Here is a 16722-nt window from a genome sequence, read left to right as displayed (position 1 = left end):
TTATTGAATCTGGAGCGACAGTTAGCTAAGACGTACTTATTCTGCTGCACGCAACTCGTAAATGGCAGGCTTGGGCTGGCTATTGAGCATAATTTGTGTTTCCAGCCATTTGATCGTAACATTCATTTCGTCCAGCTCCTGGGTATGCTTACCTTGCTCATAGGACCGAAATCCGACAATATAGGTACGGTTCAAGGGCCGATATTGGTAAAAAAACAATTCATTCTTTTTCATAATCAATTTTATCAATCGATTGGACTGGTCAAAAGAACTGCCTTGAGTAACAGGTAGACCTTGCGCCCAGGCCTTCTTAGAACCCGACTGTATCAATTTATTCCCATCGACGAGCTTATAAAAGCCTTTCTTTAGTCCGGTAATGGTCATAGAATTTCGGTCCTCAAACAATTCTGGATGCTTGGCAGGTAGGGGGAAGGGCAATAATGGGTCGTTTATTCTAAAAGCCATGAGCGCATGGTCGGTTACGGAAGCGAGCACCTCTGCAGGCGCCGAAACGCTGCTTCCATTTTTGGAATACTTCACCTGAATGGCCCGTCGCCTGTCCGGAAAGCCAAGCCCAGTTTCAACGACTTGACTTAAAAAGTAATAACCGGCTTCATTCAATTGATAGCCGTCGTCCATCAACAGCTGGTACGTATCGTATTTGAGAATAGGATCGAATAGATCAATAAATCGCTTATTACGCTCTTTGGCCACTGTGGCGATCAGGTTACCATATAGCTGCAAATCACGATTGCGTTGTTCAGCATCGGCAGTTAAAACTGGAATGGGCGATAGCAAGATAGCCTGTGCTCCTAATTGATCGATGACATCCAATAATTGGTTATACCCCGCTTTGAACTTGGCGACGCCTGCCTGGCCTTCCTGAGCCTCCGCTGCACCATAACCTACAAATACCACCGTTGGCTGCGCTTGGGTGATCTGCTCAATCAGTAACTGATAAGGGGTAGGTGGATTGGTATAATAACTTCTGGAAGCCCCAAATACATCATCGCCAGACCATCCTAGATTTCGGTAAACGATATTCCTGGTGGGGAAGCGCGTGGTGAGTGCAAACTCCAAATAGCCAAATTGCAAGTCATTTTCGAATAACCCATTTCCTACAAACACGACCCGATCACCATCTTTAAGTACAAAATCCCTAGTTTGCGCACTGGTAAACAGTGGTATCAGCACCAGTAAATAAGTCCCTAAGCGCAGGTATTTGGAAAAGCATGGGTGTTTCATATATCGGGTTGGGATATGTCAAGTAGTAGATCAGTACTATAAGAAGGAGAAAACGGCTAAATCATAACCTAAAAAAGACAAAAATTGTTGATACGGCCAACGGAGGCGTGTCCAGTTTTGTGGAGATAAACAAGTGACAGGTAAGCGATTAATTCGCAAATAGTGCCGATCGAATTAAGAGCAATTACCTAGGCCATGGACTACCCACCCGTTCGTGTCAACGGGTGGCACTAGCTAAAAAAGGGGGAGTCGCCGGACTTGGGTTTTTTGGGCATTATGGCTTACCAAGCTTATACCTCAGCCCAGAGGCTATTAAAACCAAAAGCCCATCTGAAATAAAATCCTTGGACTCTCTTCAGCCTTTTCTCTCGGGATAAAGGCCCCTACCGCCAGGGTCAGCAAATCTACTGGAGCGAACCATACCCCTCCGCCATAGCTGTAATGCCAATTTTCTAAACGATCCTGTTCCATCCATACCCGGCCATAATCGAAACTACCAAACAGGCCATAGGTGAGAGGTAGGGTTGGATTGTAATTGCTATTGAGACGAACCCGAAGGTCAGTTTCCTGCCAATAGCTACTTTTACCATAAAACCTTTCGGCCCTATAGCCTCGTAGCCCTTGCCGGGCGCCGAGGGTCGGCATCTGAAAGAAGGTATACCCTTTACCAAAATTGACGTTGGTACCTAGCCTGGTGGCAAGTATGAAGTTTTCTTTGGTATCTAGCGCCTTATAAATCACCAACTGGGACTTAAGAGCGGCAAATTGACGTTGATTGCGTAGGTCGTGGGTCCAGTCTAGGCTCGTTTTGAACCGTATTCCCGAATGAGGCATAGAATAACTATCTACACTCTTGTAATCGAGCAGCGCGCGGGCCCCTGCAAAATATTGGGTATCGAAAATCTGACCATCCAGTTGGTTCTTACCAGAAGTAATAAAGCGACCTGCTGTTTGTTCTATTTTGTTAGCCTCAGCAAAAGGACCTATCGCAAAGAACCCATCACTACTCCCCAATCTTTTCTTAATGGCCGGAAACAAGGCTACACCTCGCTGCCGTACCCTATAAAAATTGGCCTGCTTGGGCAAACGAACGGAGGCATTGCCTAGTCCTGCATAATTAAAGGCATAGCTAGGGCCATGGAGATGTCCATCCAGATAAAAATCCCACTGGCCGAAAGTATTCAGAAAGTCCCCGGTGTAGTCGAGTATAATAGATTTGGTACCGAAAGCATAACGTAGGCTAGCCTTCTGAAATGAAGCATAAGGTGCTTTTTTAAACCCATATCGGGTATAGCTCAGGCCACCACCCAGTAGCAGGCCGTCGTCGGGGTTATAACCAACGACTGGAATGGGCATCAAAATATCGTAATTACTGTCGGCACTGCGCCGATCGTAAATGTTATACCGATATTGACTCGTCCGTAAGTCCTTAAAGTGGGGGCTCTTTTGAAATTTATTATTCCTCAGATCGTCATATACCCATATCTTTTTGCCGATTGGGGAGTCCTTAGTTTCATCGATAAAGCGATCCTTACCCAATCCTCCAATCCAACGAACTTTTATAGAAGGGGTTCCTTCTCCGAGCAATACGAAGGTATCGTCATCACCGACCCCATAGATCTGCACCGATCGGGTAATATCCTGATCGAAGGTCCTATCGTATCTTTTATTTTTTAATTTCCCTTTCTTCGACAGATCGTAAATCCTCACCCTCAACTGTTGGTCGTTGATACGATCTACTTCAAAATATTCCTCTTTATTGGTCCCAATTACATCCACCGACTCGCTAACGATAGCATAGTGCTGCCGGGCGATGTCCATTAACCGATCCCGACGCGACTTGATATTTTGAGCGATGGCTGGGCTAGCCAGGCGTCGTGCCTCAGGGGGCCACGAATCAAACGCGGAGTCGATCACCTCGTCGGTGAGCTTCGCCTGAATAAAAAACGCCTGCTGTTGCCATTCGGCCCATGAAAGGCCATTGAGGAAGGTACGGTCCACCAGCCTGGCACTCCAGGTACTCCATTTTACATTTTTAACTTCCGGGCCAAAGCTTTGTAGTTGCCTCAAAAAAGGCTGAGTAAACCTAGCGAGGCCGGTCACGAGCCCATCGTACAAAGAAAAGGCCTGATCCCTGTCTTTGGGGATAGGCCTGAACAAGGTTCTACCTTTTGACTGATCGATGGAAGCCCAGGCCCATTGGTCATCGTGCCGGTCCCAGTCCCCTACCAAAAAATCCAGCATCCTCGTTCGCAACATCCATGCTTCATCGACCCGGCTATCGGGGTCGTCTAGGATCTCCTCCACCACATCGGCAGTTCCTACGATTTTGTGGGGGTTACCAAAAAATGCGGCATCCTTCCAGTGCTTTCCCTTGGGTCTTTCCTCATACAAATTCATGGTACCCCCTACAATACCATTATAGTCGGACAAGGCGGGCTGTTCCGGAACGAAAACCAGCTGTGGATTGGTATGATATACTTCTATGGCGTCGGCCAGGACCGGCATAGACAAAGGGGCAAATGGGTTGGTAGAAAGGAAATTATCTTCTACCACATATTTGGCGGCCGTCATCTTGTTGAAAGGAAAGGGAATAAAACGGGAAACGTCTTTGGCCAATCCTCGCAACACATATTCTTTGCCATCGGCCGCCTCGAGCCTGAGCGAGTTGGTCTGGTTACCTCCCCCCAGTTTGACGGGGGTAAGTCCCCCCCTTTCCTGGGAAAGGTCCATCACTCGAAAGGTATATGGCTGTTGGTAGAGGTTGCGGTGGTGTTCCCCAAAGAGAAAGCCATGAAGCCCCCCTGTTTTAGCTGCCTGATGCATGGTCACGAAGTGATCGACGCTATCCTTGGCTAAAGCGGGAACAGCTGGGGCATTGAGTCCCATTTCTGGCTCCGGCTGCACCTTATCTTTGAGCCTTTTCCTGAAAATAACCTTCGCTTGTAATCCGTCGGGAGAAACGGCATAAAAGTTGGTCCATACTTGTCCATTCTCATAATATTGAATGGTGCTAAAGCCCGGCTCAGTAGAGGCAAACTGAGAGCCTTTGCCCATTCCTACGGGACTCTTCTTCGACCCGCTCCCACTGACTATAAAGCTATGATTTTCGTCCTGAATAAACTGCAACCCATGTTCATGACCACTGGCAAATATAAAGCTACCATTCTTATTGGCTCCCGCAAAAAGTGCTCTACGCAGATCCTTATAGCGCTTATTGGCCATATCTTGCCTCGATCCTATGGTACCTCGAAACAGGGCACTCAAGGAACCCAACCCCGGAAGGGGGATATACAAGTTGGGTTTCATTTCGGTGAGTGGGAATAGGTGTTGCTTCCAGGTAAATCGGCCACCATGGGGGCCGTAGGTATAGGGCGGGTGGTGCATGGCGATCACCACTTTTTTTGAACGATACTTGCGGATCACATTCTCAAAGACAAACTTAAAATGCTCCCTATTTTTTATTTCACAACCGTCGTTCATTTTGGGCTCCTTATCCCAGTCCATTAGCCACCATTGGGAATCGACCACAACGACCACCACATCGTCATTGAGTTCTATCACCTCTGGCCCCGAACAACCATCCAAAGGCAGGAAATAATCCTCATAGTCGTCTTTGTCTTTGACCCCTCTATGCTTGTTAATATATTTCTGAACGAACTTCTGTTGTCGGGCCAGCCCCTTCCCTCCCCATCCACGCCAGTCGTGGTTGCCAGGTATAAAAACCGGACGCCCCTTAAACTCATCCAGTATTTCGAGCTGAGAGGTTAATCGGTACTCTGCAATAGAACGGTTCAGAGAATCTTCTTCAGGGGGCATCCCGCTTGGGTAAATATTGTCGCCCAAAAAGAGAATAGAACTATTGGCAGACTCCGTTGCAAGCTTACCTTTCAGATAGGTCAGCACGGGGGCTTGGTCGTCTGGTGAGTCGTTACCGGCATCGCCAATCAGATACATGGTATGGGTGATGGTACTCGAATCGGGCTGTTCTTCGGCCCATTGACTACCTAATGGAGAATATTGCGTTTTATACCCTGCACAGGCCGACAATCCGCTGGCTACCAATAGCCAGTACATGCAACGTACAAAAGGATTCTTTTTCTTTAAACTATTATTTTTCATAACTATTCAAAAATCAGGAGGGGTTTAACGGTCAGTCCGCCTTTTTCGGTCTACGCTACACCACAACCCATAGGTTATTGCTCCATGTTATTTTGCTCAAACATCAGTATATTCCCTTTCCTCTTCTTATCCCCCTCATTAGAGATATATAGGTTGCCAACCTTATCGAATGCAAGGCCTTCGGGCTGGTTAAAAACAGACCTTTTGAGCGGATATACCTGCCGTATGATCCAATTTGAGTCGGCCACAACCAGCGACAAATTGATGGATGACACCATATACCACTCCCCCGAAACGGGATGCCGTGCGATGGCCGATGGCTGAAAAGGTTTATTAAACCACCGCTTCTCAGAAGCCGGAACGTGGAGGTCTATCTTCTGGGAAATGGGCTGGGAAATCTGAACGATCCCATCAGAAAAATCTACGGGTATGGTATAGGCCGTCACCTGTTCCGCCCCCTTATCGACCTTGCAGTTTTTACATAAAACAGTAAGTGTATTCGTCAGACTATCTCCACAAATTCCTTCGTACTCTCCCTTAGGGAGGAGCCCTTCAATAATTTCTGTCGAAGAGGGCTTGCCCCTTGGCACCCCTAATAAAAAGATAGTACCATCCGAGCGTAGCACGAAAATACGGTGGTTCAATAGGGCTACCCCTTCATAATCTCCCTTTTTACCAAAGACACTTTGTGCGAGAAGGCTCCCTTCAGGAGAAACATGGAATAGCAATCCCAACTCATCCTGGACAGCCAGCAGGGTATCGGTATGCTCACTTGAAAAGGTTATTCCCGATATCTCAGTAAGGATATTCGGTAATAGCGACTTGGCAGGGGACTCTAGGTCGTAAGGGTTTATCGGTTGGCTGGCCTGCCTTTGCCCCACCCCGCAACTACAAATACAAACAGAAAGAGCGATGATCGCCACTCCCAAATTGAGTAGCTTGGCAAACAAGATATGAGGATAATTCATGAAGCTAAAACTAAAACGTGGACCTCTGGGCCATATATGCGGCAACAACAAAACAAATCACGGAAACAACTATACCAAACATAAAAATATTATAAGCCAATCGTAGCAACCGGTATTTTCGCCCAAGGACAACTCCCTGAGAATATACGTCTTTAATAAGGTTGGCATACAAGAACTCCTTATCGTTCATCACCTCTTGCATCCCATTATAATAGGCATCGTAGGGCATACGATAGAAGTTTCCAAAAAACAATAAATTGACCGCCTTGTTCTCTACAGACTCCTGGGTAAAGATACCATCCGGTATTTTGGGACGGGTGGCCAAAATACAAAACACCATCGTGATCACACACACTACCAATAATATAGAAGTAGGGAGAATCAGATGGGGGGTCTCCTCTATCATCCGAAATAATACGCCTAACAACACCGAGATAATGATAGAGGTGGTGGTGATCATGATATGTGCCTTATTGTCTGCCATATCACTCAGGCGTTGATGATTGCTAGAGGTAACCCTAAACATGGTCTCTACCCCTCTTTCCGGTTTGTCGGCCTTCTTATTTTTCTTTGGGGCCGCTGTAGGTTCTACAGGAAGGCTGGTCTCTTTTTCCTTCAATTTATTCAAGTTTATCAACTTTTGCTGACCCAGCAATTTTTGACACAGATCCGTTTTAAAAGAGTGGGAGTTCAATAATTGAATCGTACTGGCATTCCACTCCGTTTTGGATATTTTCCGGCCTAACCTCGACTCGGCCTCCTTCCGCATCTTTTTATTATTATCAAAAAAATCGGTGGTGCCGAAATGGTACAAATCGGCATCGCAAACGATTTGTTGTAGCAGGTTTTGCGGTGTCTGTGGAAGTTTTGTCGCAAGAATACATCCTGCTATATCATCGATGGTGGGGGCGTCTACTTGGTGTCCCTGGAGGAAATCGGTGGCCAATTGAGCCCCTCTTTCCTCGTGAGCGTCCACTCCCCCATTCACATAACCCGTATCATGAAACCATGCCGCCGCCTTTACGATAAAGGTGTCTCTTTCATTCAGATTAAATTTGACAGCCATTTTATGCACACTGGCTACCACCGCCTGGGTATGCGAGAGATTATGGTACTCTAGATGCGACAGGGAGACCCCCTCAAATAGACTGACCACATAGGTTTGTAACCTATCCAAAACTGTAGTATACTCCATAGCGCTATGCATCATTTATTGCTCAAAATTAATACCGACCCGTAAAGCTTTCAGCCCATTTACCCCTTGTAATTCTTCCAACTCCAATAGTTCAAGATCATTTAAGAGAATATTCTGGTTTTGTAAAGTACTAATATAGGCCAAGTATTCCTTTAATATATCTTCATTAAAATATACCAAGGCTATTTTTCCTGGTTGGGTAAGTCGCTCACCCGTCTGTAGGATATGCACCTTGTCTATTCGTTTCTTTATGACCTGATATCGGATATTATAACCTCCCTCCACATCGAAACGTCGTTCATCGTCTCGAAAGGCGATGTCGATACTTCCCGAATGAATAAAGATCAACTGAGTAGTATGCAGAGGCTTCTCCATTGAAGGCACCAAATGGTGGGTCATCTTACCGATAGCGGCCATAGACGACAACTGCCAAAACCGAATATTTTTAAGATATAGGGGGCTATAAGGCCTTTCTGGGGCTATCGATTGGCCTATATAAATATCGTACTCAACCCCATCAGTTCTGAATTTCTCAAAATAAATGGGATAAGTCTGCTGAACTTCTATTTTGACCAGGTCCAGGTATTGGTTAATGGCCGTATTGACCATCCCCATCGACGCCTCGAGTGCCCTTCTGTTGGCGAAGGCTGCACCCTTTTGCTCGTCTATCCTAGCGAAATAATCGGCTATGGCGATAGCTATTTCATCCTGTGGCTGGTCGGCCTGGCCCTTACTTTCAAAATGCCTTAAAAATGGATGCAGTTCCGACTCCAAAAAATATTGAAGCTGTACTTCATCGCTATCCGATCGGTTATTCCTGATCTTTTCGATAAAATTCCTGGCATTATAGAGCATCGTTTCCGCTAGTCCAAACCCTGCCCTTTTACCAATCAGGGTGAGGGTGTTAATGAGCGCTGCAAACTGAATTTCCAAGTCTGCCTGAAGCGCATCCCCTCTCTCCAGTGTAGAGTTCCGAATATCTATAGCCCCATAAAGAGGAAACACATCCTTAAAGTTTATTTTTTGAAGTCGTTTTTTTCCAGGCTCTTGGGGTTCTCCCTCATGTTTCAGAAAGTCCCAGGCCACTTCTTTAAACTTCCATTCTACCGAATCCTGTAAGGAGGTGAATTCGTCCTTGATCACCTCATCGAGGCGGCGGTTAAAGGCTAAGATATCCTTCTGAAGAATTTGTTCGGCCAAAGGCATTATCAAGTCCAATTTGGCCATCACGGCTTCGTTTACCTCTCCATCTTTATTAGCGTAGATATTCAGTATCCCCACTAGTTCCCTACTGCAATAAACAGGCATTAAAGCAAAGGAATTGACTCCTACCGATTTAAATATTTGCAGATACTCCGGACTGCTATCGTCCACTTGCATAGTGGGCATAAATAGTAGTTCGGGATGGTCAAAATATTCTTCTCCCAGTTCTTGTAGCTTATTTTCGGGGTACCCCGCCTCCACTAATCGATGGTGAATGGGACTGGTCCTTATGGTCGATGGGTTGATAATCAGCCGGTTATTGACCCGTATTAGCGGAATAAGGTCGAACTCGATATGGGGAGACCCTACCAAAGTTCGTAAAGAACCAGTTATTTGATGATATTGGGCTTCTGCATTGCCCCTATCCCTATTGATGAGTATATTCTTAAGTTCTTCTTGGGCATAGTCGATGGTAATATCGGTAAGTGATAAAATAGAAAAGCCATCGAAGGTAAACAGAGACAAGGGGAGCACCTCTAAAATCACCGATGGATCCAATTTCTCCTGCCATCCCTTGCGAAGGCGTTCCAAATTAAAAAGCGGCAATTCCCCTATTGGCGAAACGTCGACATAAGAATTATCAATATTGACTCGGTAGTACCTGGGTAAGCCAGTACACTCATCGATGATCGAAATTGTTTGCAACGCCTGTGGAATAGGCGGAAACCCATACAGTTTCTCTAAGATCACCGAATATACCAGTCGGACATAATCTTTGGACAGGGTCGAACAGTCCTCTATGACTTGACAATTGAGCCTTTCAAAGCTTTTATCCATCATCAAATCGTAAAATGCGTCGGTACCATAGAACACCGTAGGTTCCAAAGGGGGACAAAATGCTATGAGATTGTCTTCCTCCCGAGCCAGACCAGGCACCAACATCCGATAAATATGAGCCATTTGAAGAGGAAATTCTCCGGTTTCTTCCAGGGTCATGGGCTGCACAAATCGAGGCTCGTCTGTCAATTGCTTCAACCGCATCATTAAAGGGTCCATATCGGCAGCACCCTGCGGATTTACCCGTTTGCGAATTTCCTGGATAATCTTGGTAAAAGAAATAGTGGAATTCAGATGCAAGGAAGTGGAGGGAATATTTTTTTGATCTGCTATATGAAGTATATGTGTTTTCATCTATCGTTCAGTATGTAGTTTATAAGGAATACTAACCTTAGAAAGTTCAAAGTTATCCAGCTTTATCCTGACCATACCGCCCATAGGAATAGTTTTTGAACCAATTTTTTATATTGATCACCGAGGATATCCCTTTCCTTCATCCGATCGACCGTTTATAATTTCTTATCTTAACTTATATGGACCCGTTCCGGGTTATTATAAAAATCTAATAAATTCTATACACTATGAAAATGCAACTAAACACCATTCAAAAAAAATGGAACGAGGAAAACGAAACTGATTTCTCAAATTTGTTGGCCGTTTTCCTAAACTGTACCCTAAAGAAGTCACCCGATATTTCGAATACAGAAGGCTTAATGACCATGTCGCAACGCATTATGGAGGCCAACCGTATAAACACCAAAATGATCAGGGTGGTGGACCACCAGATTGCCTATGGAGTACAACCCGACATGACCGAGCATGGGTGGGATGTGGACGAATGGCCGGACATTCAAAAGCAAGTAATGGAGGCCGATATCCTGGTAATAGGCTCCCCTATATGGCTGGGGGAAAAATCGTCGGTAGCAACTCTGGCCATAGAAAGACTATATGCCAATTCGGGAATATTGAACGAAAAAGGCCAATACGCCTATTATGGCAAGGTGGGTGGGTGCATTATTACCGGAAATGAAGACGGGATCAAACATTGCTCCATGAACCTGCTGTATAGCTTGCAGCACCTAGGATATAGCATACCACCCCAGGCCGATGCGGGTTGGATAGGCGAAGCAGGACCAGGCCCCTCTTACCTAGACGAACCTGGAGGAGGTCTAAAGAACGATTTCACCACCCGAAATACCACCTTTATGACCTGGAACCTGATGCATTTGGCCAAAATGCTCAAGCAGGGGTACCCTGCCCACGGCAACCAGCGCAGCCAGTGGGACCAAATACGTCATGACAACCCCAACCCTGAATATCGGTAGGTAGAAAGCAAGGAGCTACTGGTAAAGACGTGGGTACATCGCCACGGGGCGTATCCACGTCACCAATGGGCCCTCTTTTGCTACAAAAATAGGCAATACTGATACTATCTTTCACATTTTTGGATAGTTATCAAAATTTATATTACCTTAATTAGGCAAAAAAGAAACCCACCAATTTAGTAGTATCATGAAAGCAGTAGAATTTCACTTACCACAAGACGTAGACAAGTCATTTATTGTTTTCCGGGAAAAGGGTGATTTTTTCCCGGCTCCATGGCATTACCATTCCCATTATGAATTTGTATTGGTCAACAAAAGTACGGGTAAACGGATGGTAGGCGACCATATTGGGTATTTCGAAGAAGACGACCTTGTATTCATGGGATCTCTTCTACCCCATGTATGGGTCAACGACCCAATTTACCAACAGCAGGGGCCCGAAGAAGCGGATGCATTGGTGATACACTTTACTGACGATTTTTTGGGGGAGGAGTTTATGAACATCCCCGAAATGGACCATTTCAAAAAAGTACTCAAACTAGCGGATCGTGGAATGGCCCTTCAAGGTGAGACAAGGAATAAAATCAATAAAATAATCAGAGATATGCCCGATAAGACGGGTTTACAAAGATTATCGGACCTCCTATTAATCTTCGATATCATGGCTCATACCGCGGAGTATGACCTGCTAGCCAGCCCTCGTTTCGTGCAGAACTTTCACTACGACTCTTCCGACCGATTCAAAAAAATAACCGGCTATATCATGGAAAATTTCGATAAGGATATTAGCCTCTCGGAAATTGCTTCTGTGGGTGGAATGGGCGTCACTGCATTTTGTAATTTTTTTAAGGAACAATTTCGAGTAACCTTCGTAGAATACCTCACTACGGTACGAATAGGCCATGCTTGTAAACTACTTTCTATGAATGATCGAAATGTTGTAGAAATCGCCTACGAATGTGGATATAACAACCTAGCCAACTTCAACCGACAGTTTAAGAAGCTAAAAAACATGACCCCCAGCCATTATCGCAAGACTTTAATTGTGCCTGAAAGTAACATTCCTTCAGGCACCACCAGGTGAAAAATAATATTAGATTTATCCCAAAGAGAGGTTATCAATGAGTCCTTTTAAGGTGGTCCTAATGGTAGCCTCTGCATCCGGCTCCAAACAGCTATATCGGCATAGCCAAGTTTCGTATCCTCCTAGCATCTTTTCCCGAGCAGGAGGCACGTAACCCACATTTCCATTGGCCATGGTAATTGTAAAATAGCTATTTACCGGAGCTTGGTTCTTTAGATACAACCCTGTTTCCGAGAAGAACTCTCCAGCTAGGGCACCGATTATCCCATCCCCAATGCGAAAGGCCTGGACAGGGCAATCTCGGGTGGGAGCTAGCTCATTCAAAAGGATCTGTTCTCGGGCATAAATTTTTCGTAATCCGGCGGCTGTTGGTTGTATACTCCTAAAATCGGTTCCTATCAGCAACTCCTTGGCGGCCGCTACGGCCTGGGAGTCAGGCTTAATAATGGGTATCGCGGGCACTTCAAGCAAGGCTTCTAAGCAAGCGTTGGTTTGCCAGGCCAGGTCAGGAATTGATTCCGATACGCGCTTGGCCAGGTCTTTTCCTATAAAATCACTCTTTTCAAAATGACCTAGTGGATAGCCGGTATTGTCCTGAAAGTCCCAAATATTTACATCTCCACTCGTCCCGTTGCTCATCATGCCCACAAAGTCCGCATCGGCTTGCAGTAGATGGGCCATTTCCTTAGAGAAAACGCCGAAATAGTCGGCCGATATGGTCCCGTTGGGCCAGTCGCCAACATAATGTAAGGAATAATTAGCCAAAAGGCTTATCCAGGAGCCATCCAATCCTTTTACAGCCAGATACCCTAAACCTGGGTCGGTAGGAGCAATACTCTTTCTGATAGAATCCTCATCCCCAAAGGGATTGGTTTTGACCGCATCGAGCCCACCCGTAACCGGATTGAGCGGTTGATAATCGGGAACCATTTCATAGCGGCGACAACGGAGGTGCTCAGGAGCTACTATGTGGCCGAAAGCCACCTGGGCAGGCGCTAGCCTTTGGAGGGCTTGCTGTACCGATGCTACGATGAGCCCCGGTAGCCGTTTAGTATAAGCCAAGTCGGCAGCCCCCAAATGCACCTCGGCCACGGCCCCAGCTGCATGCGTATGGGTACTCGCTATCAGAATATTTGATCCCAATATTCCGGTAGCCTTCGTTATTTCGGCCTTCACCGAATCGACAAAATCCTTGGGCATAATACAGATATCGACCATCACAAAAGCCAAATGCGTAGCTCCTTGTTTAAAGACCAACGCCTTCGAGAAGAGGTCATCATGGATTTGGGTAGCATAATGGGTGACGAAGTCTCCATTAATACGGGTTCCCAATACGGGGGTAGTTTTGACTTGTGCGGCTCCAGCGTAAAGTGTGGAATGGTTGGATGGGCTCATAGTTTGCACCACTTTTAATAACGGATTTAAATTTCAACTCCAGGCCTTCCTAAGAAACCGGAGCCAGTTCTCACTAAAAATATTATCTATATCCTGGTCAGTATAGCCCCTATTGCTCAGGATGCTTTCGAATTTTTGTAAATCGGCTATAGAATTAAGATCCCAAGGCGACTGCTCGGTTCCAAAAATACCATCCAGGTCGCTGCCAATGGCCACATGGTAACTATTGCCCGCTATTTGACAGATATGATCCCAATGATCTACGAGCTGCTCCAGCTTGATGTCCAACTGCCAGGGATCCGACACCATATCGATAAACCGCACATCCATGGCCCAGCAATCGAGCATCCCGCCTATTACTGCCCCACGTTCGATAAGCTGTTCGATTTGCCGGTCGTTTAGTTGGCGTTGGTTGGGTACAATTTTACGTACATTATGGTGACTGGACCATATGGGCCCCTCATAAAAGTTCAATACCTGATCGAAGCCCTCGTCGGTGAGATGCGTCATATCCAAAATCATATTTAACCGAGACATCTCTCGCATCAAGTCGTAAGCAGCAGGTTCTAATGGTCCTTGCATTTTGGTACCAGGGGCGTATCGTCCCGGCCCAAAATGAGATAGACCTAAGGCCCTCAAACCATGATCGTAGGCACGTTGAAGATAGGAAACGTCGACCAGAGAATCGGCCCCTTCGAGGCTTAAAATATACCCAATGGGCTTCGTGTCGTTGGCAACGGACTCATCCTTCCATAAGGCTAAATGCGCCTCTAAGGATGGTAAGTCGGTAATCTGCACCATTTCCCCTAGGGCCTCCATTTCCTTATACCATGCTAACTGGGCCTGGGTCATTGCCCATGCCTGTTGTGGGGAGTTCCATCCCGACAGGCCACTCCCTTTCGGCGTAAAACGAGCCAGCTGGGTAGCTACTACCAGACCAATATTCCCTTTTCGAAGTTCTGGTAAGCATACCGTCCCCTTTCCACGATCATTTTTATCGGACATATTCATCTCCCTTTGCCTAATATCGACCAGTGGTTGCGTAAGATCTCTATTCCACTCAATGGCATTCATGGACAGATCCAGATGCGCATCAAAGATAAGTCTATTCATATCGATGCTCTCTTTTATGATTTTCTGTTGGTAAAGGGTCTATTTTGGGGAGCTCTTCCTGACCAAAAGGATATTTATCAATAAGTTCTTTGACCTGATGACTAAAACGCTTTAATAACAACTTCCATTGTTCGCCTTCCGAGGGGCTGTACTCATAAAACCCCTTTCCCGTTTCCATGCCCCACTCTTTATTATCCATCATCTGCTGGAAAAATTGGGGCATGACCAAGTCGGTAGAAAGCTCGGGATTCAAATCTTTCATCACCATCCCGTAGGCATAAGTACCCATTAAGTCCATATATCGGAGATTTCCGGCATAGGGCAGATAATAGCCCGCATCATTCCGACAGGCCCTATCGATATCCTGAACAGTAGCATAGCCATTCGATACCAAATAAAACGCCTCTCTAATCATAGCGGCTAGCAGGGGCATACGTATCCCATGGCCAGCGCGTATTACATAAGGATCCTTCTGCCAATCTTCGACGGCCACTTGAAGTAAACCCTCTACAAGACCGTCGTCGGTGGTATCGTTTACAATGATTTCGAGAAAATAGGTAAGATCTGCCGGTTCCGTCCAGTTCAACCCGAGCAGAAGATGGGGAGAATCGCTAGCCCTTTGGAGCTGGTCTAGGCCTATCGACTCCATGTTTATGGCGATGGGAGTACGGGGCGCTAACACGCTTTGTACCTCTTCAATCATTAGCTGCTTAGCCGCCAAGTCCTCCTTAGTTACCAATATCGCCAGATCATAGTGCTCATCACCCTGCAGCTTTCCTATTGCCGATACCTGGGACACCAAGCTCACTTTACATCCTCCATTGCTCAAGCAAGCGATAATCCCTTGTGTCAAAAGGGTATTGCCTACCACGAGTACCGCTTCAATTCGTTTTCCAGTTCCTTTCATTAAATCGAGTAACTACCTATTTTTCAAAATGATTTGAGTACCTTATCTGCCGTACGAATGGCATGATCTACCTCCTCTTCGGTATGTACGGCACTAATGTACCAGAGTCCACGCCCTATGATGCGGATGCCTTCCTCATGCATGGCCGAAATAAACTTATTTAACTTCGCTTTATCGGCTTTGAGCGTATCTCTGTAATCTTGGGTTTTGGTTAAGGAAGTAAAGCTGATTGCAAACATAGGACCCGGCCCCTCCACCAGCATGGACTGCCCGTGTTTCTGAGCCGCCTGTTGCAAGCCTTCCATCAGCCGCTTACCTAGGGCAAACATCCGCTGGTGAGGCTGCTCTTTTTCCAGTACCGTGATAGTTGCCAAAGCGGCAGCCACCGTTGGGTTACCCGCATTCATCGTACCGGCATGAATTACCGTAGCATTTTCTATTAGCTGCATCCATTCATACTTTCCTACTATGGCGCTAATCGCATAGCCACTAGCGATGGCTTTGGCAAAGATGGACAGATCCGGAGTTACTCCGAAGTACTTTTGAGCCCCTCCTAAAGAGATCCGAAAACCCGTGATCACCTCATCGAAGATCAAAGTAATCCCATATTCGTCACATAGTTCTCTAAGCCCTAAGAGGAATCCTGGCGCCGGCTCAATACAGCCATTATTGCACATAATCGGCTCCGTAATAATCGCTGCTATTTCTGAGGCCCTTTCTGAAAGTGTTTTGCGAACCAGTTCCAGATCATTCCATGGAAGTACAATAAAATCGTTATCCACTCCTTGTGGCAACCCTTGGGTCCAAGGAAATACATTGGGGTGCTCCCTACTCCCCATGGCCTCAAGGGAAGGTGCCGAAAGCCCCCAGCACACGTTGTCCATCCAGCCATGATAATGTCCCTCGAAGCGCAGGAACTTATTTTTCCCCGTTTTGGCTCTAGCAACTCGAAATGCGGTTTGCACGGCTTCGGAACCATCCAAACAGAAGCGCATCAGCTCGGCAGAAGGGATCAGTTCATTCAATTTTTCGGCGAGCTCCACTTCCCTGATATGCTGCCCGGCAAAAAGTTGCCCTTGTGCGGAGTACTCGCTAATGGCTTGCATGACCTCGGGATGAGAATGGCCGAGGATCAAGGGACCTTGGCTGAGCGTAAAGTCTAAATAGGCATTCCCATCGACGTCATAAATTTTACTTCCTGCCCCATGCGTATAGAAAAGGGCATGAGGGTGGTTGTACTTTCTAAATTCGGACGAAACACCGCTGGCAAGTACTTTTTTTGCCCTTTCCAGCAGGGCTGCCGATTTGCTATAGGATTTCATTGATTG

11 protein-coding genes are annotated in these 16722 nt (G+C 46.2%); 2 read left to right on the top strand and 9 right to left on the bottom strand.

Annotated elements, in window-relative coordinates; translation table 11 throughout:
* Nucleotides 1–36 precede the first annotated feature (36 nt).
* The 5 genes from CLV98_RS09320 to CLV98_RS09300 form a co-directional block, all read right to left on the bottom strand.
* Nucleotides 37–1245 (bottom strand): GDSL-type esterase/lipase family protein, encoded by a 1209-nt coding sequence (locus CLV98_RS09320; RefSeq protein ID WP_109674063.1) that lies wholly within the window; start codon nt 1243–1245, stop codon nt 37–39.
* 312 nt (nt 1246–1557) lie between these two features.
* The gene (locus CLV98_RS09315; protein ID WP_109674062.1) at nt 1558–5367 is read right to left on the bottom strand and encodes a metallophosphoesterase; all 3810 of its coding nucleotides are present in this window, start codon (nt 5365–5367) and stop codon (nt 1558–1560) included.
* A gap of 74 nt (nt 5368–5441) precedes the next feature.
* Nucleotides 5442–6335 carry an SdiA-regulated domain-containing protein gene (locus CLV98_RS09310; protein ID WP_109674061.1) on the bottom strand — a complete coding sequence of 298 codons (894 nt, stop codon included), beginning with the start codon at nt 6333–6335 and terminating at the stop codon, nt 5442–5444.
* A gap of 10 nt (nt 6336–6345) precedes the next feature.
* Complete coding sequence (locus tag CLV98_RS09305; protein ID WP_229203291.1) at nt 6346–7545, bottom strand: Pycsar system effector family protein; 1200 nt, start codon at nt 7543–7545, stop codon at nt 6346–6348.
* The gene (locus CLV98_RS09300) at nt 7546–9924 is read right to left on the bottom strand and encodes a GAF domain-containing protein (protein ID WP_109674060.1); all 2379 of its coding nucleotides are present in this window, start codon (nt 9922–9924) and stop codon (nt 7546–7548) included.
* Between the two features lie 227 nt (nt 9925–10151).
* Here CLV98_RS09300 and CLV98_RS09295 point away from each other — a divergent pair, with 227 nt between their 5' ends.
* Nucleotides 10152–10895, top strand: coding sequence for a flavodoxin family protein (locus CLV98_RS09295; RefSeq protein ID WP_229203290.1), 744 nt, complete (start codon nt 10152–10154; stop codon nt 10893–10895).
* A gap of 187 nt (nt 10896–11082) precedes the next feature.
* The gene (locus tag CLV98_RS09290) at nt 11083–11979 is read left to right on the top strand and encodes an AraC family transcriptional regulator (protein ID WP_109674059.1); all 897 of its coding nucleotides are present in this window, start codon (nt 11083–11085) and stop codon (nt 11977–11979) included.
* Nucleotides 11980–11994: 15 nt separating this feature from the next.
* Here CLV98_RS09290 and CLV98_RS09285 read toward each other — a convergent pair whose 3' ends face one another.
* Genes CLV98_RS09285 through CLV98_RS09270 form a run of 4 tightly spaced genes read right to left on the bottom strand, consistent with a single transcriptional unit; the run spans nt 11995 to nt 16716 of the window.
* Nucleotides 11995–13374 carry a hypothetical protein gene (locus CLV98_RS09285; RefSeq protein WP_109674058.1) on the bottom strand — a complete coding sequence of 460 codons (1380 nt, stop codon included), beginning with the start codon at nt 13372–13374 and terminating at the stop codon, nt 11995–11997.
* Nucleotides 13375–13407: 33 nt separating this feature from the next.
* A complete protein-coding gene (locus CLV98_RS09280) occupies nt 13408–14487 on the bottom strand; it encodes a dipeptidase (protein ID WP_109674057.1) in 1080 nt (359 codons plus the stop codon).
* Entirely contained in the window at nt 14480–15394 is a 915-nt protein-coding gene (locus CLV98_RS09275; RefSeq protein ID WP_109674056.1) for a 3-hydroxyacyl-CoA dehydrogenase family protein, read from the bottom strand. Before CLV98_RS09275 ends, CLV98_RS09280 begins: the two co-directional genes overlap by 8 nt.
* A gap of 23 nt (nt 15395–15417) precedes the next feature.
* Entirely contained in the window at nt 15418–16716 is a 1299-nt protein-coding gene (locus tag CLV98_RS09270; protein ID WP_109674055.1) for an aspartate aminotransferase family protein, read from the bottom strand.
* Nucleotides 16717–16722: the final 6 nt, after the last annotated feature.

The organism is Dyadobacter jejuensis (assembly GCF_003149085.1).
Classification (GTDB): domain Bacteria; phylum Bacteroidota; class Bacteroidia; order Cytophagales; family Spirosomataceae; genus Dyadobacter; species Dyadobacter jejuensis.
Note: the sequence above shows the minus strand (reverse complement) of the source record. Positions and strands in the feature narration are given on the sequence as shown.

Excerpts from the sequence above, each read along its gene's own strand:
- CLV98_RS09290 (WP_109674059.1), top strand. The coding sequence starts at position 11,083 with ATGAAAGCAGTAGAATTTCACTTACCACAAGACGTAGACAAGTCATTT.
- CLV98_RS09310 (WP_109674061.1), bottom strand. The coding sequence starts at position 6,335 with ATGAATTATCCTCATATCTTGTTTGCCAAGCTACTCAATTTGGGAGTG.
- CLV98_RS09280 (WP_109674057.1), bottom strand. The coding sequence starts at position 14,487 with ATGAATAGACTTATCTTTGATGCGCATCTGGATCTGTCCATGAATGCC.
- CLV98_RS09295 (WP_229203290.1), top strand. The coding sequence starts at position 10,152 with ATGAAAATGCAACTAAACACCATTCAAAAAAAATGGAACGAGGAAAAC.
- CLV98_RS09270 (WP_109674055.1), bottom strand. The coding sequence starts at position 16,716 with ATGAAATCCTATAGCAAATCGGCAGCCCTGCTGGAAAGGGCAAAAAAA.
- CLV98_RS09315 (WP_109674062.1), bottom strand. The coding sequence starts at position 5,367 with ATGAAAAATAATAGTTTAAAGAAAAAGAATCCTTTTGTACGTTGCATG.
- CLV98_RS09320 (WP_109674063.1), bottom strand. The coding sequence starts at position 1,245 with ATGAAACACCCATGCTTTTCCAAATACCTGCGCTTAGGGACTTATTTA.
- CLV98_RS09275 (WP_109674056.1), bottom strand. The coding sequence starts at position 15,394 with ATGAAAGGAACTGGAAAACGAATTGAAGCGGTACTCGTGGTAGGCAAT.
- CLV98_RS09305 (WP_229203291.1), bottom strand. The coding sequence starts at position 7,545 with ATGATGCATAGCGCTATGGAGTATACTACAGTTTTGGATAGGTTACAA.
- CLV98_RS09285 (WP_109674058.1), bottom strand. The coding sequence starts at position 13,374 with ATGAGCCCATCCAACCATTCCACACTTTACGCTGGAGCCGCACAAGTC.
- CLV98_RS09300 (WP_109674060.1), bottom strand. The coding sequence starts at position 9,924 with ATGAAAACACATATACTTCATATAGCAGATCAAAAAAATATTCCCTCC.